This window comes from Vibrio agarivorans (assembly GCF_030409635.1).
Lineage (GTDB): Bacteria > Pseudomonadota > Gammaproteobacteria > Enterobacterales > Vibrionaceae > Vibrio > Vibrio agarivorans.
In genome coordinates this window covers 1,687,449-1,712,925 of record NZ_JAUFQF010000004.1, presented here as the reverse complement: position 1 = coordinate 1,712,925, position 25,477 = coordinate 1,687,449, and the positions used below count along the sequence as shown (strand labels likewise).

At 46.0% G+C, this 25,477-nt stretch carries 22 protein-coding genes and 1 other RNA gene; 11 read left to right on the top strand and 12 right to left on the bottom strand.

Annotated features, from left to right (window positions below; genetic code table 11):
- Positions 1-267 precede the first annotated feature (267 nt).
- Positions 268-876 (bottom strand): nucleotide exchange factor GrpE, encoded by a 609-nt coding sequence (gene grpE / locus QWZ05_RS16360; RefSeq protein WP_264878102.1) that lies wholly within the window; start codon positions 874-876, stop codon positions 268-270.
- A 244-nt stretch (positions 877-1,120) separates the two neighbouring features.
- On the opposite strand from grpE, the gene nadK reads away from it, so the two are divergent.
- The gene (nadK, locus tag QWZ05_RS16355) at positions 1,121-2,005 is read left to right on the top strand and encodes an NAD(+) kinase (protein ID WP_264878101.1); all 885 of its coding nucleotides are present in this window, start codon (positions 1,121-1,123) and stop codon (positions 2,003-2,005) included.
- Between the two features lie 78 nt (positions 2,006-2,083).
- On the opposite strand, the gene QWZ05_RS16350 is transcribed toward nadK, so the two are convergent.
- Positions 2,084-3,919, bottom strand: coding sequence for an SLC13 family permease (locus QWZ05_RS16350; protein ID WP_290299485.1), 1,836 nt, complete (start codon positions 3,917-3,919; stop codon positions 2,084-2,086).
- Positions 3,920-4,188: 269 nt separating this feature from the next.
- Here QWZ05_RS16350 and recN point away from each other — a divergent pair, with 269 nt between their 5' ends.
- Entirely contained in the window at positions 4,189-5,853 is a 1,665-nt protein-coding gene (gene recN, locus QWZ05_RS16345) for a DNA repair protein RecN (RefSeq protein ID WP_290299483.1), read from the top strand.
- 213 nt (positions 5,854-6,066) lie between these two features.
- Complete coding sequence (bamE, locus tag QWZ05_RS16340; RefSeq protein WP_290299480.1) at positions 6,067-6,426, top strand: outer membrane protein assembly factor BamE; 360 nt, start codon at positions 6,067-6,069, stop codon at positions 6,424-6,426.
- A 65-nt stretch (positions 6,427-6,491) separates the two neighbouring features.
- On the opposite strand, the gene QWZ05_RS16335 is transcribed toward bamE, so the two are convergent.
- Complete coding sequence (locus QWZ05_RS16335; protein WP_264878097.1) at positions 6,492-6,845, bottom strand: RnfH family protein; 354 nt, start codon at positions 6,843-6,845, stop codon at positions 6,492-6,494.
- Positions 6,835-7,278, bottom strand: coding sequence for an SRPBCC family protein (locus QWZ05_RS16330; RefSeq protein ID WP_264878096.1), 444 nt, complete (start codon positions 7,276-7,278; stop codon positions 6,835-6,837). The genes QWZ05_RS16335 and QWZ05_RS16330 overlap by 11 nt, the downstream gene beginning before the upstream one ends.
- Positions 7,279-7,394: 116 nt before the next feature.
- Between QWZ05_RS16330 and smpB the strand changes: the two genes are divergently transcribed.
- Both smpB and ssrA read left to right on the top strand, forming a co-directional pair.
- The gene (gene smpB / locus QWZ05_RS16325; protein WP_164648927.1) at positions 7,395-7,880 is read left to right on the top strand and encodes an SsrA-binding protein SmpB; all 486 of its coding nucleotides are present in this window, start codon (positions 7,395-7,397) and stop codon (positions 7,878-7,880) included.
- Between the two features lie 67 nt (positions 7,881-7,947).
- Positions 7,948-8,314, top strand: a transfer-messenger RNA (tmRNA) gene (ssrA, locus tag QWZ05_RS16320).
- 116 nt (positions 8,315-8,430) lie between these two features.
- Here ssrA and QWZ05_RS16315 read toward each other — a convergent pair.
- The 4 genes from QWZ05_RS16315 to QWZ05_RS16305 form a co-directional block, all read right to left on the bottom strand.
- A complete protein-coding gene (locus QWZ05_RS16315) occupies positions 8,431-9,267 on the bottom strand; it encodes a BRO-N domain-containing protein (protein WP_290299475.1) in 837 nt (278 codons plus the stop codon).
- Positions 9,268-9,349: 82 nt separating this feature from the next.
- Positions 9,350-10,138, bottom strand: a complete 789-nt coding sequence (locus QWZ05_RS16310) for a recombinase family protein (RefSeq protein WP_290299472.1) — start codon at positions 10,136-10,138, stop codon at positions 9,350-9,352.
- A gap of 376 nt (positions 10,139-10,514) precedes the next feature.
- Positions 10,515-10,934 carry an endonuclease domain-containing protein gene (locus tag QWZ05_RS22315; RefSeq protein ID WP_353958918.1) on the bottom strand — a complete coding sequence of 140 codons (420 nt, stop codon included), beginning with the start codon at positions 10,932-10,934 and terminating at the stop codon, positions 10,515-10,517.
- Positions 10,935-11,300: 366 nt separating this feature from the next.
- Positions 11,301-12,671, bottom strand: a complete 1,371-nt coding sequence (locus QWZ05_RS16305; protein ID WP_415852266.1) for a Fic family protein — start codon at positions 12,669-12,671, stop codon at positions 11,301-11,303.
- A 427-nt stretch (positions 12,672-13,098) separates the two neighbouring features.
- Here QWZ05_RS16305 and QWZ05_RS16300 point away from each other — a divergent pair, with 427 nt between their 5' ends.
- The gene (locus QWZ05_RS16300) at positions 13,099-14,430 is read left to right on the top strand and encodes an ATP-binding protein (protein WP_264878081.1); all 1,332 of its coding nucleotides are present in this window, start codon (positions 13,099-13,101) and stop codon (positions 14,428-14,430) included.
- 219 nt (positions 14,431-14,649) lie between these two features.
- On the opposite strand, the gene recQ is transcribed toward QWZ05_RS16300, so the two are convergent.
- Positions 14,650-16,785, bottom strand: a complete 2,136-nt coding sequence (gene recQ / locus QWZ05_RS16295) for a DNA helicase RecQ (protein ID WP_290299465.1) — start codon at positions 16,783-16,785, stop codon at positions 14,650-14,652.
- 237 nt (positions 16,786-17,022) lie between these two features.
- On the opposite strand from recQ, the gene QWZ05_RS16290 reads away from it, so the two are divergent.
- From QWZ05_RS16290 to sstT, 5 genes are all read left to right on the top strand, one after another.
- Positions 17,023-17,727 carry a vWA domain-containing protein gene (locus QWZ05_RS16290; protein WP_290299462.1) on the top strand — a complete coding sequence of 235 codons (705 nt, stop codon included), beginning with the start codon at positions 17,023-17,025 and terminating at the stop codon, positions 17,725-17,727.
- Positions 17,728-17,907: 180 nt separating this feature from the next.
- Entirely contained in the window at positions 17,908-19,635 is a 1,728-nt protein-coding gene (locus tag QWZ05_RS16285) for a sodium:solute symporter family transporter (RefSeq protein ID WP_290299460.1), read from the top strand.
- Positions 19,636-19,768: 133 nt separating this feature from the next.
- A complete protein-coding gene (locus QWZ05_RS16280) occupies positions 19,769-20,437 on the top strand; it encodes a YoaK family protein (RefSeq protein ID WP_264878077.1) in 669 nt (222 codons plus the stop codon).
- 307 nt (positions 20,438-20,744) lie between these two features.
- Positions 20,745-21,803: a ribosome small subunit-dependent GTPase A gene (gene rsgA, locus QWZ05_RS16275; protein ID WP_290299457.1), complete on the top strand. Its 1,059-nt coding sequence runs from the start codon at positions 20,745-20,747 to the stop codon at positions 21,801-21,803.
- A gap of 280 nt (positions 21,804-22,083) precedes the next feature.
- Entirely contained in the window at positions 22,084-23,325 is a 1,242-nt protein-coding gene (sstT, locus tag QWZ05_RS16270) for a serine/threonine transporter SstT (RefSeq protein WP_290299455.1), read from the top strand.
- Positions 23,326-23,481: 156 nt separating this feature from the next.
- On the opposite strand, the gene ureG is transcribed toward sstT, so the two are convergent.
- Genes ureG through QWZ05_RS16255 form a run of 3 tightly spaced genes read right to left on the bottom strand, consistent with a single transcriptional unit; the run spans position 23,482 to position 25,434 of the window.
- Positions 23,482-24,114, bottom strand: a complete 633-nt coding sequence (ureG, locus tag QWZ05_RS16265) for an urease accessory protein UreG (RefSeq protein ID WP_264878074.1) — start codon at positions 24,112-24,114, stop codon at positions 23,482-23,484.
- A gap of 34 nt (positions 24,115-24,148) precedes the next feature.
- The gene (locus QWZ05_RS16260) at positions 24,149-24,838 is read right to left on the bottom strand and encodes an urease accessory protein UreF (RefSeq protein WP_264878073.1); all 690 of its coding nucleotides are present in this window, start codon (positions 24,836-24,838) and stop codon (positions 24,149-24,151) included.
- A gap of 32 nt (positions 24,839-24,870) precedes the next feature.
- A complete protein-coding gene (locus tag QWZ05_RS16255) occupies positions 24,871-25,434 on the bottom strand; it encodes a HupE/UreJ family protein (protein WP_264878072.1) in 564 nt (187 codons plus the stop codon).
- Positions 25,435-25,477: the final 43 nt, after the last annotated feature.

The following is a 25,477-nucleotide window of genomic DNA, read 5'->3' as shown; positions in this document are numbered from 1 at the left end:
CAGGAAATGGGTTTTCAAGGGGACAAAGTAAAAAAAATTGAAGTTATGAATAAATAGTCATGTTTCGCATTGGCTTTGGGCTCCTAGCGTCTAATGAATAGATCCTGAAGTTCTTCAGGATGACGTATCATTGGGGCAGGATGACATAATCAGTTGGTAAAAACGGAACTAGGGAAAGAGCGAATCGTGTAGTAATTTTGTCTAGGGCATAAAAAAAGAGAGGTATAAACCTCTCTTTATTGATTTATTTGTAGATAAATAGTTTAACTATTTAGCGACCATCACCATCGCAGGACGCACAACTCGGCCATTCAGCTCGTAGCCTTTCTGCATGACAAACATCACTGTGTTTGACTCGTGATCAGGACTTTCTTGAATCGACATTGCTTGGTGCATTTCAGGGTTGAATGTTTCGCCTTCTGGGTTAATTTCAGTCAGGCCATTCTTCGCTAATGTGTCTTGGAACGTTTTGTGGGTCAGCTCAACACCTTCAAGGATTGGCTTCACAACTTCGTTCTCAGCATCTGCCGCTTGAATTGCACGCTCAAGGTTATCAATAACCGGTAGCAGCTCTTCTGCAAACTTGTTCAAAGCAAACTTACGTGCTTTATCAATCTCTTGCTCTGTGCGACGACGCATGTTCTCTACTTCAGCTTTAGCACGAAGTACAGCATCTTGCTGCTCTTGAACTTTCGCTTCGCTAGACAGCAGTGCTGCTTCGAGTTGAGCAATTTTCGATTCTGTCTCGTCTTGCTCAACTTCCTCAGCATTCCACTCGATATCCGCTTCAGAACCCACTACTTCAGCTTCTTGTTCTGTTTGTTCTGCGTCTTGCTTTAGTTCTTCTTCGTTTACTTTGTTTTCTTCGTTGCTCATGATGTCTCCAGAATTCAACGATTCACGCGCTCAAATCATTGGCTTGGGTAAAGATACTCACCCAAATCAAGCCTGCGCATAAAATGGCATGTATAGGGTTAACTGAACTTATTATGGGGATGATAAACCCTGTTTCAAGCCCTAGCACAACGATTGTTACGATCCAGACGTGCGCCAATCGCTATTTCGCTGTAAAGTTAACCCTATAAAATCAAAATACCCTATACAAGTCAGGTCGATACGAATGAAAAAGTCTTTTGACATCATCGCGATAATTGGCAAACCTCGAGATCAACAAGCGATTCAAACCCACCGAGATCTTTATCATTGGCTGAAAAGCCAAGGTAAGCAGGTTTTTATCGATGATCGCTTGCAAGACATTCTGTCTGATATTCCGAGTGAACACTTCTCAAACCTTATCGCATTAGGCAACACTGCTGATCTGGCTATTGTGGTTGGGGGTGATGGCAACATGCTAGGTGCAGCACGAGTCCTTTCGCGCTTTGATATTTGCGTCATTGGTGTCAACAAGGGCAACCTTGGCTTCCTCACAGATGTAAACCCAGATGATTTTGAACGCACCCTAACGGAAGTCATGAGTGGGGAATATATCGTTGAAGAACGCTTTTTGCTTGAGGCGGAGATCCATCGCCACGGACAGATAAAAAGCCATAACGCAGCCCTGAATGAAGCCGTACTGCACCCTGGCCAAGTCGCCCATATGATTGAATTTGAGGTGTATATCGATGACAGTTTTGCCTTCTCACAGCGCTCTGATGGCTTAATCGTCGCAACGCCTACAGGGTCAACTGCTTACTCACTCTCGGGAGGGGGGCCTATTCTCTCTACCAGTATGAATGCCATCAGTCTTGTTCCAATGTTCCCTCACACTCTGTCGAGCCGACCGCTCGTCGTTGATGGCTCGCGCCGTATTAAACTTGTTGTGTCACCAGACAATCGAGGCACACAAGAAGTTAGCTGCGATGGCCAGATCTCTCTACCTGTATCGCCGGGGGACGAGATTCACATCTACCGCAGTCCAAACTGCTTGAAACTCATTCACCCTAAAGATTACAGCTACTATCGCGTTCTACGTAACAAGCTAGGCTGGTCAAGTAAGCTATTCTGATACCCAAAATAGACATTGAGTTGCGGTACTGACTGCCGCAACTTAGCTTCAAGCCCCCTTTTACTCTCCTGGAATGGTCTATAACGGCCATATCAACAGCAGCAGTGGCATCGAAATAGCAATCACCAAGATCTCAAGCGGCAACCCCAAACGCCAATAATCACTGAATTTAAAGCCGCCCGGCCCGAGGATCAGCGTGTTATTCTGATGACCAATAGGGGTCAGGAAGGCACACGAAGCGCCAATCGCAACGGCCATTAAAAATGAATCAGGACTCACCCCTAAAGCCGACGATGTACCCAACGCAATCGGGCACATCACGGCAGCCGTCGCCGCATTGTTCATCAAATCAGACAAAAACATCGTCACCACTAAAATCAATGCAAGGCCGATCACTGGGCTACCTTGTGCAATGTTATCAATCATCAAACGCGCAATGATGTCGGCAGTGCCGGTGCTCTCGATTGCACTCGCGACAGGGATCAGCGCGCCAAGCAACACTATGACAGACCAATCAACACAGTCATACACCTTTCTTGGTTTGATCGTACCCAGCGCCAAAGAGGCCAACACACCAAGTGAAAATGAGATCACCGCCGGCATAATGCCAAACGCGGCAAGCGCAACCGCGAGCAGCATTATTAAACTAGACACCCACACGTCTCGTTTGTTGGGGATACGCAAATCGCGCTGAGCGAGAGGGATACAACCATTGTCAGCGGCAAATTGATTCATTGACTCTATTTGCCCTTGCAACAGCAACAAATCCCCCGACTGCAGTTGCATCGAACGTAGGCGTTTACGCTTTTGCTCGCCTTCTCGCGATAGAGCCAGTACGTTAATACCATATCGAGCTTGCAGCTGAAGTGCATAAACCAGTCGCCCGATCAGACGTGAGCTTGGCAACACCACAAACTCCATCAAGCTCACTTCATCATCGTGTTTCTTCTCTGATTTCTTATCCGCTTTTGGCTCATCTCCAGACATCTCTTTGCGCTCTAGCGCGGTCAACTCCTTTTCAGGCTCCTCTGGTTGCTCAAGCTCCAAACCGAGTATTGATAAAATGTCACTGAGCGCGTCTGCATCTGCCTCCAAAATAATGATGTCATCGACCTCAACTTGACGCCAAGGGTTAGGCGCCATGATCCGCACATCATTTTTTACGATACCAACAATTTGCACATCAACATCGGTAAGCTTTTCTTCAACCTCGCGTATGCGTAGGCCAGCTGCGGCACTGGCTTCCCCCACCCGCAGCTCGGTTAAGTAAGCCCCTGACTCAAAACCTTCAACCCCTGCTTTTTGTCGAATAGGAACCAAACGCCAGCCCACCAGCGCAATAAATACAACGCCAGCCAGCGCTATCGCGAGACCTATAGGGGTGAAATCGAACATGCTGAAACTACCGAGTCCGGCCTCCTCGCGAAAGCCTGCCACAATGAGGTTTGGGGGGGTCCCAATTAACGTGGTCATGCCGCCTAAGATGGTGCCAAACGCCAGCGGCATCAGGATCTGTCCGGGTGTAAGGTCTAATTTTTCTGTCAGTTGAATCGCGACAGGCATCAACAGCGCCATCGCACCTACGTTATTCATAAACCCAGAAAGCAGCGCTCCTAAACCCATTAACGTCAACAGAGTAAGGAATTGTCCCGCATTGGTTGGGAGAATTGAACGAGCGAGTACATCAACCGCACCTGAGTTTTGCAAACTCTGACTTAGAACGAGCACACAAGCCACAGTGACGACCGCAGGATGACCAAACCCACTAAATGCTTGCGCAGGGTCAACTAGGCTGGCTAATACACACGCCAATAAGGCACCAAAAGCCACCATATCGTGTCGCCAACGACCAAAAAGGAACATCAGCATCGTGCCCAGCATGATCGCTAGGATCGTCCATTGATCGTTTGTCATCCCGTTTCCACGTCCAAGCTCATCGTATGACTAACTATAGTTCAATTAACATCAACTCAAGGCACAACAGCAAACACTACCCTTCTGATATTGCTACGTTTATATAGATTGTCATTGAAACAGCCTCTCGTTATCCACTCTCCCACTTTGATCACTGTGACTTCTAAAACCAATTTCACAAAAATTGAAATTCGCGACTTTACTGTATAAAGAAACAGTATATACTGTTTTCTTATACAGTATTGTTCAGTTATACAGGTGATATAAAAATGCTGGCTCATTTAAGTGTAAACAATTTTGCTATCGTAAAAGCGCTACAGTTAGAGCTTGCCCAAGGCATGACCACCATTACAGGTGAGACGGGTGCGGGTAAATCCATTGCAATTGATGCTTTAGGTTTGTGTTTAGGCGGCCGTGCTGAGGCAGGCATGGTGCGACAAGGGGAAGAAAAAACCGAAGTCAGTGCCGCTTTTCACCTTGATAACAATATTCACGCGACCCGATGGCTAGAAGACAACGACCTATTCGATGGCAACGAATGTATTTTGCGCCGCACCATTACCAAAGAAGGACGCTCACGCGCTTTTGTTAATGGTAGCCCTGTGCCTCTTTCACAGCTTAAAGCGCTAGGTCAGCTGTTGATTAACATCCACGGTCAACATGCCCACCATCAGCTCATGAAGGCAGAACATCAAATGGCCATGCTTGATCAATATGCAGGTCATAACAATCTTCTGAAAGCGACTCGCAACGCATATCAAGCATGGCGACAGGCTGACAACAACCTCAAGCAATTGAAAGAGAACAGCCAAGCTAATTTGGCTCAAAAACAGTTACTTGAATATCAGATCAAAGAACTCAATGAGCTAGCGATCAATGAAGATGAATTCCAAGAGCTTGAGCAAGAGCACAAACGCTTATCAAACAGTGGTGAACTCGCCTCTTCCTGTCAGCAAGCCATTGAGCTTATCTATGAAGGCGAAGAAGTTAATGCGCTTGGTATTCTCCAGTCAGCCAGTCACACCTTGATTGAGCTTGCTGGGCTCGATGAAAAGCTCTCGGAGCTGCCAAATATGCTTTCGGAAGCCATGATTCAAATTGAGGAAGCCAACAGCGAGCTGCGCAACTACCTCGACAGCATTGATGTTGATCCGGCTCGAATGGCGTACGTTGAAGAACGTTTCTCAAAAATAATGTCGATGTCGCGCAAGCATCACGTGATGCCTGAAGATCTCTATCAGCATCACCAAGACTTGCTACAGCAAATTGAAGCGCTCGACTGCTCTGATGAAAAACTCGACGGGTTAGCTTTAGAAGTACAAGAGAAATATCAGGTCTTCCTAACTAACGCAGAAAAACTCAACAAATCTCGCAGCCGCTATGCCAAAGAGTTGAACAAGCTGATCACACAAAGCATGCATGAACTCAGCATGGAAAAAGCCAAGTTCTGTATCGATGTTTGCAATGAAATGCCGCATCCTTCTCCGCTTGGGATGGATACCGTCACCTTCCTTGTTTCAACTAACCCTGGTCAACCGATGCAGCCCATCGCCAAAGTCGCCTCTGGTGGTGAGCTGTCTCGTATTTCACTGGCAATTCAGGTCATCACCGCGCAAAAAGTCGATACGCCAAGCCTAATTTTCGATGAGGTCGATGTCGGTATCAGTGGCCCAACAGCAGCGGTCGTCGGACAAATGCTACGCAAACTGGGTGAATCAACTCAAGTACTCTGTGTCACACACTTGCCTCAAGTGGCAGGCAGTGGACACCAACAACTGTTTGTTGCTAAACAGACGAAAGGCGGCAAAACAGAAACTCAAATGCGTCAGCTCGACACCGAACAACGTGTTAGTGAATTGGCGAGATTGCTCGGCGGAAGTGAAATTACCGAAAGCACACTGGCTAACGCCAAAGAGCTGCTGATTGCTGCATAATAAATAGCGGCACTCCAATCACACTCAGATAGATTTGAGTGCAACTATTTTGTCTGTTGATGGTCTTAAAGTGCGGTATGTGTGTGAAAGCGTGAGACAAAACACCCGACTCAAAACACAAAACCCGCATCTTTACCTTGGTTGGCTATACATCTGGCGCTAGCTTGTTTATTATCAGCCAAGTTTAATTCACTAGACACAATGAAATCACCTATGCAGTTTAAGAAGTGGCTGATCGCTGTCCCACTTGCAATGACGATGTTAACGGGTTGCTCCTTAGCGGAAAAGCTGGTTTATCGAATCGATATTAACCAAGGCAACTATGTCGAGCAGGAAGCGGTAGACAAATTAAGATTTGGCATGACCAAAGAGCAAGTACGTTTCGTACTCGGCTCTCCAATGTTGATTGAGAATGGTCGTCCTGATACGTGGTATTACATTTATCACCACACCAAGGGTCATGAAGACTCTATCCAACGTGACCTCGTCGTTAACTTTGATGAAACAGGCACCCTGCTCGACATCAAGGGTGATTACATCGTTGGTGATAGCTTTTACGAAAGCTTGCGTTAATCAAAGCGCAAACCGTACGCATCAAAAAAGCTCGCCTTGGCGAGCTTTTTGTTTTCTGCTGAAAACTATTCTGATTTTCGCAAAGGACTCGGCTTACCACCCGTGACCGGATCCGCTGCGCCAGAGGCTTTTGCTTGCTCTGCTCGCTTGCGACGAATCTCTTTCGGGTCTGCCAACAATGGGCGATAAATTTCAATTCGATCGCGATCACGCACTGTTGCGTCAAGCTTAACGTTGCGGCTAAATACCCCAACTTTGTTCTTCGCTAAATCAATCTCTGGATATAGCTTTAACACGCCCGACTGCTCGATAATCTCTTCAACTGTCATCTTTTCATTCACCACTAAGGTAAACACACGCTGCTCATGAGGAAGTGCGTACACCACCTCAACATGAATCATCTCCGATTCAATACTCATAACACTGGTACACCTGCTTAGCACGCTTAGTAAACGCATTCACCATATTGTTGGTGAGTTCATGAAACACTTTACCAAAGGCCATCTCGATCATTTTGCTACTAAACTCAAACTCAAGTTTTAACTCAACCTTACAAGCTTGGTCATCAAGTGGCGTGAAGTACCAACCACCCGTCAGTGACTTGAACGGTCCATCGACCAGATCCATCACAATCGACCGGCCATGGAGCAATGTATTGTTCGTAGTAAAGGTTTTGCTGATGCCGGCTTTCGCCACATCTACTGACGCCACCATAAATTCGTGGCCCGCATCAAGCACCTTCGAGCCCGAACAACCAGGTAAAAACTCAGGATAGTTTGATACATCATTGACTAGGTCATACATCTGTTCAGCACTAAAACTGACTAATGCGGAACGACTGACTTGCTTCATAAACTCTCCTCATGGATGCATTAACATCGATTAGCTCTCTATTTTCACTTTTATTTGCCTCAAGCGCAAATAAAGGGAGTTGCTAACCTCTCCACTGACCGTATAATGCAGGGATTATGGCAAAGAAAAAATCAAAACAAAAAGCGGGTAGCAATACCATCGCTCTCAATAAGAAAGCTCGCCACGAATACTTCATCGATGATGAAATTGAAGCCGGCTTGGAGCTACAGGGCTGGGAAGTAAAATCACTTCGTCAGGGCAAAGCTAACATCGCAGAAAGTTACGTCTTCATGCGTGACGGAGAAGCGTTTGTCAGCGGTATGACGATTACTCCTCTTAATCAAGCATCAACACACGTGGTCGCAAACCCAACACGCGTCCGTAAACTTCTTTTAAGCCGTCGTGAGCTAGACAACCTTTTAGGTCGTATCAATCGCGAGGGTATGACTCTAGCTGCACTGTCTCTTTACTGGTCTCGTTCATGGGTGAAGATGAAGATCGGTGTTGCTAAGGGTAAAAAACTGCACGATAAGCGTACTGATCTAAAAGAAAAAGATTGGGCACGTGAGAAAGCGCGCGTAATGAAGAGCTCGCTGCGCTAATATTGAGCAGTTAAACGCACAACGCTAGACAGGTTATACTTTTCTGGTAGTATGCGAGGAACACTTCGGGGCTGATTTAGGATTCGACAGGAATTTTGAAGTCTGAGGTGCATGCCGTGGGGCGGTTGGCCACGTAAAAAGCCGCAAAAAAATAGTCGCAAACGACGAAAACTACGCACTAGCAGCTTAATAACCTGCTGAGAGCTCTCTTGCCCTAGCTTCCGCTTTTAAGACGGGGACCAACAAGAGATCAAACCCAAAAGAGCTAGCCCGGATTCTCCCGCCTGAGAGATGAACGGCGAAATTTAATTCAGGATAGCCATCAACTAGCGTGTCGGTTCGCAGGTCGGTGGTGAAATTAAAGATCGACTAAGCATGTAGTACCAATGATGAATGGTTTTTGGACGCGGGTTCAACTCCCGCCAGCTCCACCAAACGTTTGGAAACAGCGTTATTTCAATAGGTTAGCGCCTTTTGGGATAGCGCTGTTTTTGTATGGGTGCCACACTAAAGTGCCACAGTTGCGGCACCATGGTTTGTGTATCTATGCTTAGTCGGCACTCGTAGTTAGGTTCGCATAACCCATTGCTACTTCTATTACATTCATTGGGAATTTCTGCTCAAACCTGTCACCGTTAACTGACGGTAAGAACTCGAACTTCCCTTCCGAAGCAACTTTTTCACACAATGCAATAACATACTCCAGCTCTCTACTGTCAACCCCTCTACTATCCAAGACCTCACTAACATCAAAGTACTTGTTTCCCTTATCCTCAACACCTTCTAGCTCAACTATGCGGTCATTAAGAGATTGTAACTTGCGACCTTGTGCGCGGAAGTTACGGGAGTGCTTGCCGAACTGCTCATCAATAAGGTCAAGCCGTGCTCTAGTATTTCGTATGAATTGACTAACAATCATTGACGTTTTAGCTTGGCGTTCTGCTAGTTTTGTTTGTCCGTCCAACAATTGAAGCAATACTTCATCATCCGTACTCGGAAGTGCTTCCTGTTCGGGTGGCGGGTAAACTCCGTATCTTCTGATTGAAGGCATGACCTCTTTGAGCACCCACTTCTGAAACTTCTTTGCACCCGAGCTATTTGCTCGCATTACAACCCGATAGACACCAGTCTCAGTTACAAAGTGCTCTTGCACTTCCTTGCCATTTTCAACAAAGACTTCACTGTGGCGTTCATCATCATCTAGTGCTACGACTGATTCTTTGAGCAAGCCTGCTTGATTTGACGTTTTCTGACCATTCAAAGTCTGTGTCTCTTGCGAAATAACCCTCACGACATCCGTCAGCAAAAACAGCACTTCATCATCTTTAATCATTGTCTTGATTTGGTACTCACCCGATTCACTAGGGTACTCTAGAAAGTCAAACATCCCTTTACCTCATTCAACTAATTGAATACCAATAGTATCATTTACATTCCAAAAGAGCATAAACATAATCAGTATCGAGCGGTCATGACTCACTGTTCATCAATCTATACAGTGTAGCCCTACCTATCCCTAACTCCTTGGCTGCTTTAGCTTTTGGCAGACCTCTATCCAATAGCTTCTGCACATCCTCTCTAGTAACCTGTGCTTTCGGTCTACCTATGTGTTTACCCGCAGCCTTGGCTGCTGCTATGCCCTCAGCCTGACGTTCTTTGATTAACTCCCTTTCCATCTGTGCCACTGCTGCCAGTATCCCTAACACGCCTTTCTGTGCTGCACTCATGGCACCATCGAATCTCATTCCTTCTTTGTGGAACTGTACTGATACGCCTTTAGCCGTCATTCTTTCCACCAGCTCAACAGCATCACCCGCACCGCTACGACAAATACGGTCTAGGCTATGAACATGCAATACATCTCCATCCCTAACGTACTCCAAGCACGCCTGTAGCTGTGGTCTATCTACCGTCTTAGCCGATACCTTTTCCTCGAACACCTTATCTAAACGCACATCAGCTAACTGTCTGCTGGTGGACTGCTCTGCTGTACTAACACGGATGTAGCCTATCTGCTGCCCCTTGTACTGCATCGCTTCCTCAGGCTTATCCTGTTGCGCTTTACGCCCCTCTACCTCCCATTGGCTCAAGTGGCGCCTGACGCAGCTCACCTGCGCATAGCAGAAAGAATCACCTGTGACAGGGTTCTCTGCTTTGATACCTCCACCCTCAGACCTAGATAACTCAATCACCGAGCCGTTGCTTAACTCAACTAGCTTGTTCTTACTCTTTGCTACCTCGTTTGCTTTGAAGTACATCTGCTCTCCTACCTGCCTCAAAACCTCTTAGTGCTTTCAGGATTACATGTACCAAAAACATAAAACAATACTTTTGAGACAGTTTTAGATGCAGCCTCAAAAGGTATACTTTAGAGACACACAGGTTAGCCAGCATGAAAATGACCATGCTAGCCAACCCTACGGGGGACTGCGGCTTTATTCGATGTCGAGAATAACCCCGCACAAAATTTATTCCTCAGAACTCATCCGCTTCCCCTTCACCCTCGTGCTGTAGGCTCTTGGGTTATACCTGCGCTTTTGCCTACTTATGTGCCTTCCTGCAATCACTGATTTATCTACCGTGTACTTATCCAGCAAGGCACGGCTAATCCCTTGAACAACTTTCTCGGCTGTCTCATCTATCGTCATCCCACTTCACTCCGTTTTGACAAATCAACGTCCATACCCATAGCCAAGGCAAACCCTTTCTAATTGCTCTGCTCTTGGCTTCACTCTTCGAGCTTGAGCTAGCAACCACTTTCCAGCAACGCTTTGCTATTGCCCCCTTTGATTCGTACATGTAACGCACCTCTTTTAGCTCCTCTCGCATCAAATACCCCATAACCTTATTTAGGGTTATGCCTGACCGCTTGTTGAACATCCAACGCCCAGACTTATCCCAATGCCCCAAGTGAACATTACAAGTCCCATGTAACTCCCCCCTAATTAACCCCGTAGCATGGTCATGGTCTGTATGTGTCCTACCTGACAACTTCCTGCCACATAACCCGCAAGTATCACTAGGCTCATAAAGAGAACGGGGAAACACTTTCATGTCTCCCCGCTTATCACCGTACAACTCTGCCACTATTGGATTCTCATCCAAATACCTTTCAACTAGTCGCTCTTTCATCAACTAACACCTCGCATCTTTATCTCCCAAACTTTGTCGCATCAACTACGGACACCCTACGCCATGCTTAATCACGGATTGATTATTGCTCCGTTTATCAGGGTGATCTGCTCCAGCCAGACTGGACAGATCTGAACAAACCGAAAAAATGAACACAGACAAATACTATTCTTAGTTTTTGATTCTCAAGCCCAGAACTCGAAAGGACATTTTCGCTGCTATCTTTTCAATCTCATTAGCTAGCTCCTTACAGCTAACGAACACGATGCCCTAATCTAATTTCAATTTTCACGCTAAGGAATATTCTGTGGATTTACCAATTTTCTCAGCTTTTAGTATTCCTGCTGTAGCCATATCGTCAAGTTTTTGCTTCGCACTGTTGTAGCTAATACCTAGCAAATTCTCGACTTCTCTCGCTGTTACTGTTGGCTTTTTACGATAGCGAGGCTCACCAGAAACAAACCCTATAATCTTTCTCTCAATATCTTCTAAGCCAGAATATCGCTCTTCCAACCCCTGCATTCGATGTGCCGCTCGTTCATAAACGGAAATAAACTCATCAATAGCACGGCTGATAACTTTTAGCTGATATTTAATGAAGTACGTGAGGTCTAAGGTATCGTGCTCCGTGTCTAGATAACTCACACCATATTGAATTGGGGCTTTTTTAAGTAATGCTGATATTGCAATATAACGGAAGCCTGTATAACCAGATTTAAACATATACCAGTAAAACAAAGCCCTAGCGACTCTCCCGTTACCATCTCGAAACGGGTGAATGTAACCGATAACAAAATGAAGAGTAATGGCTTGAATAACAGGATGAACACCGTTGCCATTAACATTTAGCCAATTCACGACCCGAGTGAGTAATCTTTCAATATCATCATGTTTAGGCGGTTGATGAACAACCTCCCCTTCAGCATCAACAACTGCAACATCATCCGTCGTTCTAAATAATCCTGAGGTATATTTTTCTTGCTCTAGCGTTTTCGTTCCTGCCTTGTGTAAATTTCTGATTAACTCAATGCTAAACGACTCATCCCTAAGCTCCCAAGCTATTTGCATTAAGTCAAAATTTCCAAAAATCATTCGTTCATCGTCAGTACGAGGCTTCCTTTTTTTTCTAATCATTTCTTTCGCAAGGATTGTCGTCGTAGCAGCGCCCTCTAATTGACTACTCGATATCGCCTCATCATCCACTAGGTTATTCGCTAAATGCTCAAAATGCGCCCGCTCACCAATTTGCTCTAGGATGCCCAGCATTGCGCTATGCGTGGTATGTCGATCAATCTGTGATAACACGCGACCAAACTCGTGCAAGTTATTGAATCTGCAATGCTGTATATAGTCAGGAGAGTTTAATAGTGCTTGAATCACTTGCTCAGGTAAGCCTGGAGGCAATGGTTTATCTTCTAATGGCGTTAGCTCTATCAAGGTACTATCTCGAGACAAACGAGTTAGCCACCAACAATATTTGACTTCTAAGCCAGACTTTACCCTACGCCTAAACTCATTAAATGAATGGTAATCATCAGATAGCGGATTGATGAAATCTGTATAGTCGTTAGGATCAAGCCCTTGATTACCAATCTCAAACAAAACGTCACCAATTGTATTAAACGGACACTCTGGTGGTGATAAATACTTACCTGACATAAATTTCATCTCAAAATCTAACAATTCTGAGATCAGATTAATTAATATTGAGTAATTTTGCTAGCTTTAATCACCCACCCCTGTGATGTTCATCTGTGCTTTCATGCCTGTACCTATCTTCCTGAAGACAGCAATTCCAATGCATTACCTGCAAGTATCAATATTTGTAGAGCCAGCCCTGCTTTTGCTAAAGACTAGCTTGTCCAGATTGACATTTGCTTATACTGAGTATGAAGCACTCACCATATACTCATTACTGCGCCTCGCTCCCCCACATAATCATGCGTACACCAAAACGCACTTTTACGCGCATTAAAATGTAAAGAAAAACATTTTTATGCGCATTAAAATGTTTAAACTTGCATTTTATCGCGCATTTTTATGTAATAAACATCGAACATGAAATCGCTATCACTAAGGTGGCTAGATGAAACGAACACTGCTTGAAAACCTACTAACCTGGAAAGGCAAGCCAACCAGGAAGCCTTTACTGATTGATGGAGCTAGACAAACTGGCAAAACATTCTTATTGCAGGAACTGTTAGGAAGTACATTCGAAAATGTCCTAAGGATCGATTTCTTAGAAAGTCCTGAGTTAATGGAAGCTTTTTCTGGCTCTCTAAATCCTGATGACATCATCACCAATATTGAACTCTTAACAGGGCAAACCTTCGAACCATCTACAGATCTACTTATTTTAGATGAAATTGGTGAATGCCCTAGAGCGGTTACCGCACTTAAATACTTTGCAGAAAAGGGTCCCAAAGCTTATGTTGCTGCAAGTGGTTCCAATATCGGATTGCTCACCTCCTTTCCTGTTGGAAAAGTTGAACAGCACAACTTAAGGCCACTGACTTTCAGGGAATTTTTGTGGGCATCTGGAGAAAAAGCTCTTCAAAAAGCGTTTGACCAAAAGCTGAGTTCTTCTGCGGCTCATTCCAAGTTAATCGAACTGCTAACTGATTATTACTTCGTTGGCGGCATGCCTGAAGCTGTAAACTCATGGTTCGAAAACTCTCAACTCAGCATCATTGACCGAATTGAAGCCGTCTCTGAAGTCCATCGAAACTTAATTGAGGGCTACATGCGTGATTTCGGAAAATACTCTGGAAAAGTAGATGCACAACTCATCGAGTCTGTATTTAGAAGCATCCCAGCCCAGTTATCTTCGGTATTCGATGACTCCGTTAAACGGTTCAAATTCAAGGGCGTTCACGAACGCAAATCTCGTTATGCTGAATATGAAAGTGCGATCACATGGCTTCACAAATGTCGACTTGCATTAAAGAATCACCCTATTGAAGGACAACCTCGTGCTCCTTTAGCTGCTTATCAGAAGGAAAATGCGGTTAAATTATTTCTCTTTGATGTAGGCCTGTTGAACCATATGCTCGGCACGGGTTACCGTGAAATCAAACAACAAGGCTATGAATACAAGGGGTATGTCGCAGAAAACTATGTTCAACAGGAAATCGCCGCACTAGGTATTGAACCAAGTTTCTCTTGGGGCGACGCAAGGGCTGAGATAGAGCTCATCATCGCTGACGACCTAGGCCGTATTGTGCCTGTAGAAGTAAAGAGCGGTAAGCGAACCCGTGCAAAATCATTGCAGTCTTACATCGAAAAGTGCAAGCCCCACAAGACGATCAAACTTACAGGTACTCAAAGCTCTCCAGCAACAGAGAAAGAGCACATAGTGATGCCACTTTACTACACTGAATACTTACTTGATCACCTAAGAGAGTTAGATAAAAGCTAAGTGAGTTAGAAAAATTCATTGAGAGCGAAGAGTCCATGATATGAGCAATATTTGGTCATGTCGTTTGAACAAAGTGCTCAAACCTTTTAGTCTGAAGTTGGTCTTATTCGCTTTAGCGCAGCTCCAAGTAGGCTTGGAGCTGTAAAGGCCTGTGATTAAAGCGATGTCATGCTAGCATTACGCGCTTGAACGCCAAACCGAGCCACTGTCATTGCAGCGTTAAGCATGCTGGCTCTGCAGAGACTTCAAGTGCCCGAGCACACAACGTAGGGTGCCGTAATCATACTGCTCGTTTAACGCCTCAAACAGGGGCTTGAGCTTGTTCTCATTGATGCTGTTAAGCTGCGTTGCCACTTGTGAAATTTCAGCGATTTGTGATTCCTCAAGCTGGACAAGATCACCTAGCTGACAAGCTCCTGTTTCAATTCCAGCACTCAAATGCGCGAATATCGTGGTTTCGGCAAGCTGTCTCTGTTGCGCGACGTTCTCAACCGAGCCGAGTGATTGAAATAACTCAACCGACTTTCGTTCGGTCTCAGACAGGTTGCGCAGTTCGATTGGTTTCGGCTCAACCACCGCTAATAGTGGCTCCCCATGTTGGCTGACCTTTTTGTCACCAAATCCGGATATATTGCTTAGTTGCTCTCGCGTTTGAGGCCGCGCTAGTGCGATTGCCTTTAAGCTCGCATCATGACAAATCACATAAGCAGGGACATTTTGCTCCTTCGCTAAGCTCGCTCGTACCTGCTTGAGGGCTTCAAACTGAATTAAATCCGACGGAGAAAGATCGATAGACTCACTAGAGGCAGACGATTTCTTCGGCTTAGTTTTGCGCAGCTCACGCAATTGTACTTGCTGCTCGCCTTTTAAAATTGGGCGGCATTGTGGCGTCAGTTTAAGGCTGTTGTATTCCCCCTCCACACGCAAATAGTTCATGGCAATCAGTTGGCGAAACACCCCTTTCCACTCATTCGCGTTTAATTCAATGCCAATCCCGAAGGTAGAGACACTATCATGACCGAATCGACGAATACGCTCGTCACTTTTTCCTAGTAGCACATTGATGAGATAGGTTACGCCAAAACGTTGGTCACAGCGGTAGACTGTAGACAGCGCCTTTTGTGCTGCCTGCGTGCCATCCCAAGTCGTAGGTGGGTTTAAGCAGTTGTCACAGTTTCCGCACGGCTCAGGAAGCTGCTCATCAAAATAGGCAAGAATGGTTTGACGACGACAAGTCACCAGTTCGCAATAGCCAAGCAGTGCATTCAGCTTTTGAATTTGCACCTGCTTATAAGCCTCATTCCCTTCTGAGTTATCCACCATCTGGCGCTGCATCACCATATCTTGCATGCCATACGCCATCCATGCGTTGGCCGGCTCACCATCACGACCAGCACGGCCTGTCTCTTGATAATAGGACTCCATGCTTTTGGGTAGGCTTAGGTGGGCGACAAATCGTACATCCGGTTTGTCTATCCCCATACCAAAGGCGATTGTCGCGACAATAATCACTCCCTCTTCGCGTAGAAAGCGTTGTTGGTGTTCGTTACGTTTTTCAACCGGCAACCCTGCGTGATAGGGCAAAGCAACTCTGCCTTTGCTGGCGAGCCACTCAGCGGTCTCTTCCACTTTCTTTCGCGATAAGCAGTACACCACGCCCGCATCATTAGGATGACTTGTTGAGATGAAAGACCATAGGTCATTTTTGGCATTGTTTGGTTCGCTAACGTGATAGCGAATGTTGGCTCTATCAAAGCTATGCACAAAAACTTGCGCTGACTCTAAACCTAATTGTGAGATTATCTCTTGCTTAGTGCGCTGATCTGCGGTCGCCGTTAATGCGATGCGAGGCACTTGAGGAAAGCGTTGATGTAATACAGAAAGCTGTTGATACTCTGGCCTGAAATCGTGTCCCCATTGGCTCACACAGTGCGCTTCATCAATCGCAAACAGTGAGATACGACACTCAGATAACAGATTGAGCGTCTGCTCCATCATCAAACGTTCTGGCGCGATGTACAGCAGTTGAATCTCTTCTCTGCGGATCAAATCTTCGACTTCACGTTGCTCATAACTGCTCAGTGTTGAGTTGAGGTAAGCGGCAGAAACACCGACCTGTTGAAGCGCATCCACTTGATCTTTCATCAGCGCAATCAACGGAGAAACCACCACACCGACTCCTGGGCGTACAATGGCAGGAATTTGATAGCACAGCGATTTCCCCCCACCCGTTGGCATCAAGGTTAAAACATCTTGCCCATCAACCAGCGTATCTATGATAGATTGCTGTTGATGTCGAAAGTTGTCATAGCCAAAAACGGATTTTAAAACCTCTATCGGGGTTGGGCGCTGCATATTAGGTGTCTCACATTGAATCCTGATGGGCTTATCCTACCTTATATTTAGTTCAGAACCAGATTAGATTGCGGATGTGAATGCGGGTTAACTCACTTAAATCCATTCTTTGTTGAAACGCTTGCATATCGTTGAAAGCACACAATAACACTCACATTTTACAAGGTTACTTGTGTTGAATTTACACAAAAGTCGCTAAGATTCAGAAAGGTTTGGTGAAGTGTAGGGAGAACGCCGATGTATACTCAGCTGGAAGAAGCGCTGCAAGCGGTACAAAACAAAAATGCTGCGACACAACCATCAGCCAGTCGGATTACGGGTGTGCTGCCGATGGCTATCGTCATTGCGTGCAATCAACACCACCAAGGTCAGCCAGTATTACAAATCAATACCTGGCTAGAAAAGCTCATTTGCCAACTGCAACAGCAGCATGACTTAGTGCAGGGATTAGAGCTCGCCGTCTTAGCGGCGCATGACTACACCACGGTACACCAACCACTCACACCACTCGAGAACCTCAGTGCTATCCCACTGTTAGCGGCAAAAGGCAATAAAGTCACGCTGGCTCAAAGTATTGATAGCGCCCTGTCGATGCTACTCACTCGTATAGAAGAGTTTAAACATGATGGCATAAAAGCCAAACGCCCATGGATGATCATCGTGACCGACCGTGTCGGCACCGACTTTATTCTCGACACTCAGGCTAGATTGGAAAAATACAAAAACAGCTTTGAAGTGATCCCGTTTGTCCTCAACTTTGGGGATTTTGCGCCTGATTTGGAGCGGTTAACCCTTGGTAGTCAAATCACCGTAAATCTTAATGACGTTGAGCCCATCAACGCTTGGTTTGAATTGAATCTATTAAGTGTATTGAGAACAAAACAAGGTCAGGTTCAGCTGACCGCACCGCCTCGAAAAACGCTAAGCTCCCAACATGACTAATGTGAAACTCAGTTTCGGGTTGGTTAACCTCTACAATTTGATCTAGCTCTCACATATACACTGCGCAATTGTCGTACAATATTAAATGAAACGACGTTTCTAAATATTAACACCACTGTTCTTATACAGCATGGTGTTCTTGCAAACTTATTACTTTTAAAAACATAGTAGGTTCTTACTGTGACAAATCTTGATTGGTCAGTACTCGCACTCTATTTCGTGTTCTTACTTATCGTGACCGTCGCCTTTAAACGTCACGCCACCAGCGCTGATGGGTTTATCAAGGGAAATGGCGCGATGACATGGTGGATGGCAGGCGCGACCGCTTTTATGACTCAATTTTCTGCTTGGACATTCACCGGAGCTGCGGCTAAAGCGTTTGAGGACGGCCTCAGCATTATGTTCGTTTTTTGGGGTAATGCCCTTGGCTTCTTTCTCTCGGCAGCTTATTTTGCCAAGCGTTACCGACGCTTGCGTGTAGCTACCGCCATGGACGTTATCAAACTACGTTTTGATAAAATGTCAGAGCAAGTGTTTACTTGGTCGAGCTTTCCGATCACCTTGGTGGGTGCAGCAATATGGCTCAATGGCTTAGGTGCATTCCTCTCAGCGACCTTCGGTATCAGCATCGATATCACCATCATTGGCATTACCGTGCTAGTGACATTTATCGCCCTAACAGGGGGGGTGTGGACGGTCTCAGCGACCAACGTGATCCAATTGGTTCTCCTTGTCACTATTACTATGGTTGTCGGTGCCATTGCTGCCAAAGAGGTGCTCAGTCAGCCAGTAGGCTCTGTGCCTGAAATGATCATGGGTGACGATATTTCCGTGTGGCAAATTTTCGTGTTGTGGGTCGGGGTGATGATGTTCAAGCAAACCTTAAACACCAACAATGCGTTGAGCAGTTACCGCTTTTTAATCACCAGTAATGAAAAAGAAGCCACACGCTCCGCCTTACTTGCCGGGGTACTGTTCCTCATCGCACCAATACTCTGGTTCTCTCCACCGTGGTTTGTGGCCTCGGCTGGAATCGACCTATCTCAAGCCTATCCCGACTTAGGGGCAGGTGCTAACAACGGCGCTTACCTCTACTACATCGAACACTACATGCCACACGGCCTACTTGGTTTAGTCATGGTCGCCATGCTTGCTGCAACGGTCTCACCGATGACCACTGCACTGAATCGAAATGCAGGCATTGTAGTTAACAATATCTACCTGTCTCTGATTAATCCAACGGCCAATGATCAACAGCAAATGTGGTGGGGAAAAGTCTCGACATTAGCCACAGGGATTCTTGCTGGCAGTGTGGCGCTTATATTTGCGCGCATCGAGGGCTATAGCCTGTTTGATATCATGATGATATTCACTGCTTTGCTGCAAATGCCGTTGTCGATTCCTTCATTCCTTGCCTTGATTAACCTGCGCACTCCAGCGTGGTCAGGCTGGGCTACCGTATGTGTCGGTCTGGTTGTCTCAGCCTTTATGCACTTCATATTTGATGTTCAATGGCTAGAGCCGCTAACGGGTGTGCTCAATGATCGTGAGAGAATTGACCTTATTATTGTCGCGACCTTGCTTGCTCATCTCTTTATTACGGGTGGGTTCTTTATGGCTACAGGTTGGTTCAACAAAACCACTAAGGTGAACAGTGAGGTAGGCGAAAGAATTAGCACACCAATGAGCCTTGAAGAACAGACACCGATTGATCACTCAAACGGCATCTTTATGGGTAAGGCGATGACTGCACTTGGCATCATCGTTGCTCTGTTTGCGCTTTCTACCGACACCCTTAGCGATGCGAGTATCTTCGTCGCGATTGGAGGCGGCATCTTTTTGTGTGGGTTTGGGTTGGCTTCGATGTCCAACCGACTACACAAACTGACCCTCGCTGAAAATGTATAAGTTGGCCCCGAAAAAGTAAGAGATAAATTCGGCGAGAGCATTATCTGACAAAGCTCTCGCCTATTATCTTTTTGGGTGTATAATGCGCCGCCTTCGCTCATTGCTTGAGCGCTCAAACAAAAGAAGGTGTGACTTGATTACCCAACTCCCAAAATGGATCGAATACGGTGCTTTTCTGCTGGCTTTCATCGCAGGATGCATTAACGCAATCGGTTTACTGGGGGTAGAACATCAATCTATCTCGCATCTATCAGGCACAGCAACCTTACTCGGCACTAGCCTATTAAAAGACTCTTACTCTTTAACACTGCACCTGGCAGGTGTTATCGGTGCCTTTTTTGCAGGAGCTGCACTGTCCGGGTTATTGCTCCACAGCACCGCGTTAAAGTTGGGCCGTCACTACGATACCGCATTGGCTATCGAGGCGGTTTTGCTGCTCACGGCGATGACCTTACTCAAAGATAACTCTCATTACGGGCATTATGCGGCCTCAATGGCGTGTGGCCTGCAAAATGCGATGGTGACAACCTACAGTGGTGCGATTGTGCGTACGACTCACCTCACGGGTATCATTACCGACCTTGGCATTATGTTTGGTTCAATGCTGCGCGGAGAGTCTTTCCATAAGCGCCGAGCGGTACTTTTTAGCCTCATCGCGTTGGGTTTTATCTCTGGCGGCACGCTAGGGGCCTATCTGTTTGGTCAATTTGCATTTCAAGCCCTAATTGCACCAGCAGCCATTTGTGCACTATTAGCGATCGGTTATCGCCTCTATCGCTTAACGGCAAGAGCAGAAAACTAGAGACATAGTGGCAATAGAGCGACTATAATCGCCACTCATTAAACGAATATATTGACTAAATACTTGGAGGATACGAATGATTGTAATGACTTTTAACCACTGGGCTATGCAGAAGTAACTGAACCGAATTAACTAAACTGATTTAGCAAAATCAGGCTTTCAATTAATTACGCCTTCACTTCTTACACCCTCTTCATAGCCCGGACTTATCCGGGGTCAAAATCTACTCGAATTAGACCCTAATAGTGTTATTACTTTTAGGCGCCTTGCTCTATCTTAAATTCAGCGGCGTCTGGGAAATTCGACAATGAAACAACAAATTAATCTAACATCACTGACATTAAACCAACTTGGTTGGAAAGGCTTTTTTCAGCAGCAATTAACGCTCGACGACTATGAAAACACCTGTTTTGGTCGCGTTATCGCACACCATCGAAGCGGCTATATCGTATGGACTGAGCAAGGCGAGAAGCACCTCGATATCCATCATAGCCTGCCTCCTATGACCGTTGGCGACTGGGTGATCTTAAGCGACCATAACGAGTTCATTAGGCTTTTGGATCGTCGTAGTCTTTTTAGTCGTAAAGCAGCAGGTAGCAAGGTGGCAGAGCAGTTTATCGCAGCCAACATCGACACTCTATTTATCGTGGTTTCGCTGAACGATGATTTTAACTTAAGCCGTATTGAGCGTTATTTGGCGCTTGCTCATGAAACGGAAGTTGAGCCTGTTATCGTGCTCACCAAAGCTGACTTATGCCCACAAACGCAAGAGTTGAAACAGCAAGTTATGAAGCTGAACCCACTCTTGATGGTCGAGAGTGTTAACAGTCTTGATGCAGATAGCATTCAATGCCTAAGTGCTTGGTGTAACGTTGGTCAAACTGTCGCCTTTATGGGCTCGTCAGGGGTAGGCAAATCAACACTGGTCAACACCTTGCTTGGTCAAGAGACGCAAGAAACGGGTGGTATTCGTGAAGATGATAGCAAGGGACGTCACACCACAACGTCACGTTCAATTCATATTTTACCTGCCGGTGGTGTGTTGATTGACACCCCTGGAATGCGTGAGTTGCAACTGGCTGACTGTGAGCAAGGCGTGAGTGAAACTTTTGCTGATGTCGAATCACTCGCCAGTCAATGCCGCTTTTCTGATTGCAGTCACGACAGTGAGCCAGGGTGTGCAATACAAGCAGCGCTAGCCTCTGGTGAACTTGAGCTTCGCCGTCTCAATAACTATCAGAAGCTGCTTCGCGAGCAGCGCCACAATGGTGCGACACTGGCTGAGCAACGCGCACACGATAAACAGCTTGGTAAGATGTATCGCAGCATTCAAGGTGAGGCACGTAATCGAAAAGGCAAATTTTAGTTTTTCTCGATAACTCACCAATTTTAGGAGACTTCGGTCTCCTTTTTTATTCTTTAACACCAACAACGTGCAACATATTTCACCACAAAATCACTACATAAGTGGTATTTTCCGCCACGCAGGGTCACATTTTTTAATAAAAAGGCGTATATTGTTTAGCCAGCATTAATAGTGCTGGTCAATTAATGGAATGCTGCACCTTAGCCCGAGCAAATTGAAGCCATAATTCAAGCCGTATAGAGGCCAAGGGCAGTGTCAAACAATACTTCAGGATAGATGTATGCAAAACAACATAATCGCCCGTTTCAGCCAAGGTAATCTTGTGCTGCAAATTCTCGCCGGTATCGTACTTGGTGTGATTCTCGCAACCGTTGCGCCGGATCACGCAGTAAGCGCAGGCATGTTAGGTAGTCTTTTTGTTGGCGCGTTAAAAGCCATAGCACCCATTTTGGTCTTCATTTTGGTGGCTGCTTCGATCGCTAATCAGAAGAAAAACCAACACACCCACATGCGCCCAATCGTTGTGCTTTACCTAATTGGTACACTCTTCGCTGCATTGACTGCAGTGGTATTGAGCTTTCTATTTCCTACGACTTTGACACTCGTGACGGGAGCAGAAGGTGCAACACCACCACAGGGTATTGCCGAAGTACTACAAACTCTACTGTTCAAGTTGGTGGATAACCCAGTAAATGCACTGGTTGAAGCGAACTACATCGGTATTCTTGCTTGGGGTGTCGGCCTAGGTTTAGCTCTGCACCATGCTTCAGATACAACAAAAGCCGTTTTTGAAGATCTGAGCCACAGTGTGTCACATATCGTGCGTTTCATTATCCGTCTAGCGCCTTTTGGTATCTTCGGCTTGGTTTCAACAACCTTCGCGACGACTGGTTTTGAGGCCCTTGCAGGCTATGCTCACCTGCTGGCAGTTCTGCTTGGTGCAATGGTGATCATCGCACTGGTTGTAAACCCTGCGATTGTCTTCTTTAAAACCAAGCAAAACCCTTACCCGCTGATTTTCCAATGTCTGCGCGAAAGCGGTGTTACGGCCTTCTTTACTCGTTCAAGTGCCGCTAACATCCCAGTGAACATGGCGTTGTGTGAAAAGCTAGAGCTTGACGAAGACACCTACTCCGTTTCTATTCCACTGGGTGCGACAATTAACATGGCTGGTGCTGCAATCACCATCACCACACTAACTTTAGCCGCAGTGCATACGATGGGTATTCAAGTTGATATCTTCACGGCACTGCTACTGAGTATTGTTGCTGCAGTATCAGCTTGTGGCGCATCTGGTGTGGCAGGTGGCTCACTACTTCTTATTCCACTTGCGTGTGGCCTATTTGGTATTTCAAATGACGTGGCAATGCAGGTTGTAGCTGTAGGCTTTATCATCGGCGTGATCCAGGATTCAGCAGAAACAGCACTAAATAGCTCAACAGACGTGGTATTTACCGCTGCCGTTTGTAAATCAGTTCAGCAACAAACGCAAGCAACACAGCTTGAAGAGCAGAAAATGTAAGCTCTGAATTTAAGATGCTTGAAGTAAAATAGCTCCGCAAATGCGGAGCTATTTTTTTAGCTGTAGGGTAATAAATTGTACGGAACAAAGAGGCTTTCCTCCGCTTCAATTAGATACTGAATCAAGTCCAGTATGACGACGTAACCCACTACCCCATCAAGCCACTGGCTCTTTCAGCGTCAGCATCCCTTCTGTGACAATAAAGTCGATAATCGTATCTAGCCCTTTACTCTCTTTTAAGTTGGTGAACACAAACGGTTTTGTTGGTCGCATACGCTGAGTATCTTGCTCCATCACCTCTAACGATGCACCAACATATGGTGCAAGGTCAATTTTGTTGATAACCAACAGATCAGAACGAGTAATACCCGGGCCACCTTTACGTGGGATCTTCTCCCCTTCTGCTACGTCTATCACATAGATAGTTAAATCGGCCAACTCTGGGCTAAAGGTCGCACTTAGGTTGTCACCGCCACTTTCTACAAAAACGACATCAAGATTTTTGTGCAGTTTTGCTAACTCTTCAACCGCCGCGAGGTTCATTGATGCATCTTCACGAATCGCAGTATGTGGACAGCCACCTGTCTCTACACCAATGATACGATCAGGGTCTAACGCCTCTGCGCGAGTCAGGATTTTTGCATCTTCTTGGGTATAGATATCGTTGGTAACGACTGCGATGTTCAACTTGTCGCGAATTGCCTTACACAGCACTTCAAGCAGTGCTGTTTTCCCTGACCCTACTGGGCCGCCGATACCAATTCGTAGTGGTTGCTTATAACTTTCCATTGAAATCTTCCTTTGTTCATCAGCCCATGAGGCTTTAAGAGCGGAACAATCGCGTGTACTGCGTTTGATGCAGTGAGCTTGCTATTGCGATTGATGGCGTAAAACTGCCTATCATCCACTCTTCAATATCTAGTGCTTGAGTGATCACCTTTGGAAAACACTCGGTAATATTTATCAGTGCTAACTGACCATCGGTTTGACCTAGAGGGATCAATTTAACCCCTGCGGTGACGATGTTCTCTAGCCAGCTCCACAGATAACCCTGCTTGAGGGTGTTAAGATCAATTGACCAAGCGCGCGCCGCAATACATAGCCCCAACAGTTGATTCGGATGGCTAGAGAGGCTATCAACGACTTGAATATCAATATCTAATTTACGCAGCAACGTATAAAGCGCGAGCCCCCTTTGTCGCTCTTCCGCTCTTAGCTCACTGGTTTCACGGCTGGTGTAAAGCACGTCACACCAATGCTCGATGGTTTCTATATCGCCGCTATCCAACGCTGCATAAAATCTATCGATGATGGGTAACTCGAGTGTCGCTACGCTTGACTCCACCATGTGCTTCAACCAATCCTCGAGGCTACTTCTGTCCTTCACCCACTGAGCTTCGACAGCATATTCAAGGCCTTGAGAATAGGTAAAACCACCAATCGGCAACGCCGGACTGATCAGCTGGAACAGTCGATAACAAGCCAGCTCGCTGTTTGATTGGTTCTGTTCCATATCGTATTACTCTGGTCAGTTAATCTAGTCAATTAAGACGCCAAGACCAGCAAAATACTCGCTGAAGCGACACCCACTGAAATCCATTTTGAACGTAATAATTTACCCGCGACACTGCCAACAACCATTAAGGCAGTTGCACTGATTAGCATGCCAATAGCAAACACCGAGATGCTGCCTGTTGCTTCCACTCCATGTGCGTAACCGTGGAAAAACAGCATGCTGATTGACGCGGCGAGAGCCATGTTGATACGCGTTGTTGAAGGAGAAAACGCATGCCATAAGCCAAGGCTCACAACGAACAGAGAGGCAATGATTGCCGGCTCAACAATCATAGAGAAGCCAAAGAGTTGCCCTGCGAAAAGCCCTACAATCAACGATACTAGGCCGGCCACAACAAGTTGCGCTTTATGGCGATTACCCGCAGCCACACAGCCAATCAGTAATCCGAAAGCAAGCAGCATGATCAGATGATCAATACCGGTAACAGGGTGAACTAACCCAGAAGAAAAAGAGTGGTGCTCATGGCCTGGATGAGCCAAAGCTAGAGAAGGGGTTGCCAGTAAAGCGATCAACGTGGTTAATTTGGTTTTCATATCTCGTTCCTTAATTATTTATTATCCATTGCTAGCCAAAGAA

Excerpts from the sequence above, each read along its gene's own strand:
- grpE (WP_264878102.1), bottom strand. The coding sequence starts at position 876 with ATGAGCAACGAAGAAAACAAAGTAAACGAAGAAGAACTAAAGCAAGAC.
- nadK (WP_264878101.1), top strand. The coding sequence starts at position 1,121 with ATGAAAAAGTCTTTTGACATCATCGCGATAATTGGCAAACCTCGAGAT.
- QWZ05_RS16350 (WP_290299485.1), bottom strand. The coding sequence starts at position 3,919 with ATGACAAACGATCAATGGACGATCCTAGCGATCATGCTGGGCACGATG.
- recN (WP_290299483.1), top strand. The coding sequence starts at position 4,189 with ATGCTGGCTCATTTAAGTGTAAACAATTTTGCTATCGTAAAAGCGCTA.
- bamE (WP_290299480.1), top strand. The coding sequence starts at position 6,067 with ATGCAGTTTAAGAAGTGGCTGATCGCTGTCCCACTTGCAATGACGATG.
- QWZ05_RS16335 (WP_264878097.1), bottom strand. The coding sequence starts at position 6,845 with ATGAGTATTGAATCGGAGATGATTCATGTTGAGGTGGTGTACGCACTT.
- QWZ05_RS16330 (WP_264878096.1), bottom strand. The coding sequence starts at position 7,278 with ATGAAGCAAGTCAGTCGTTCCGCATTAGTCAGTTTTAGTGCTGAACAG.
- smpB (WP_164648927.1), top strand. The coding sequence starts at position 7,395 with ATGGCAAAGAAAAAATCAAAACAAAAAGCGGGTAGCAATACCATCGCT.
- QWZ05_RS16315 (WP_290299475.1), bottom strand. The coding sequence starts at position 9,267 with ATGTTTGACTTTCTAGAGTACCCTAGTGAATCGGGTGAGTACCAAATC.
- QWZ05_RS16310 (WP_290299472.1), bottom strand. The coding sequence starts at position 10,138 with ATGTACTTCAAAGCAAACGAGGTAGCAAAGAGTAAGAACAAGCTAGTT.
- QWZ05_RS22315 (WP_353958918.1), bottom strand. The coding sequence starts at position 10,934 with ATGAAAGTGTTTCCCCGTTCTCTTTATGAGCCTAGTGATACTTGCGGG.
- QWZ05_RS16305 (WP_415852266.1), bottom strand. The coding sequence starts at position 12,671 with ATGTCAGGTAAGTATTTATCACCACCAGAGTGTCCGTTTAATACAATT.
- QWZ05_RS16300 (WP_264878081.1), top strand. The coding sequence starts at position 13,099 with ATGAAACGAACACTGCTTGAAAACCTACTAACCTGGAAAGGCAAGCCA.
- recQ (WP_290299465.1), bottom strand. The coding sequence starts at position 16,785 with ATGCAGCGCCCAACCCCGATAGAGGTTTTAAAATCCGTTTTTGGCTAT.
- QWZ05_RS16290 (WP_290299462.1), top strand. The coding sequence starts at position 17,023 with ATGTATACTCAGCTGGAAGAAGCGCTGCAAGCGGTACAAAACAAAAAT.
- rsgA (WP_290299457.1), top strand. The coding sequence starts at position 20,745 with ATGAAACAACAAATTAATCTAACATCACTGACATTAAACCAACTTGGT.
- sstT (WP_290299455.1), top strand. The coding sequence starts at position 22,084 with ATGCAAAACAACATAATCGCCCGTTTCAGCCAAGGTAATCTTGTGCTG.
- ureG (WP_264878074.1), bottom strand. The coding sequence starts at position 24,114 with ATGGAAAGTTATAAGCAACCACTACGAATTGGTATCGGCGGCCCAGTA.
- QWZ05_RS16260 (WP_264878073.1), bottom strand. The coding sequence starts at position 24,838 with ATGGAACAGAACCAATCAAACAGCGAGCTGGCTTGTTATCGACTGTTC.
- QWZ05_RS16255 (WP_264878072.1), bottom strand. The coding sequence starts at position 25,434 with ATGAAAACCAAATTAACCACGTTGATCGCTTTACTGGCAACCCCTTCT.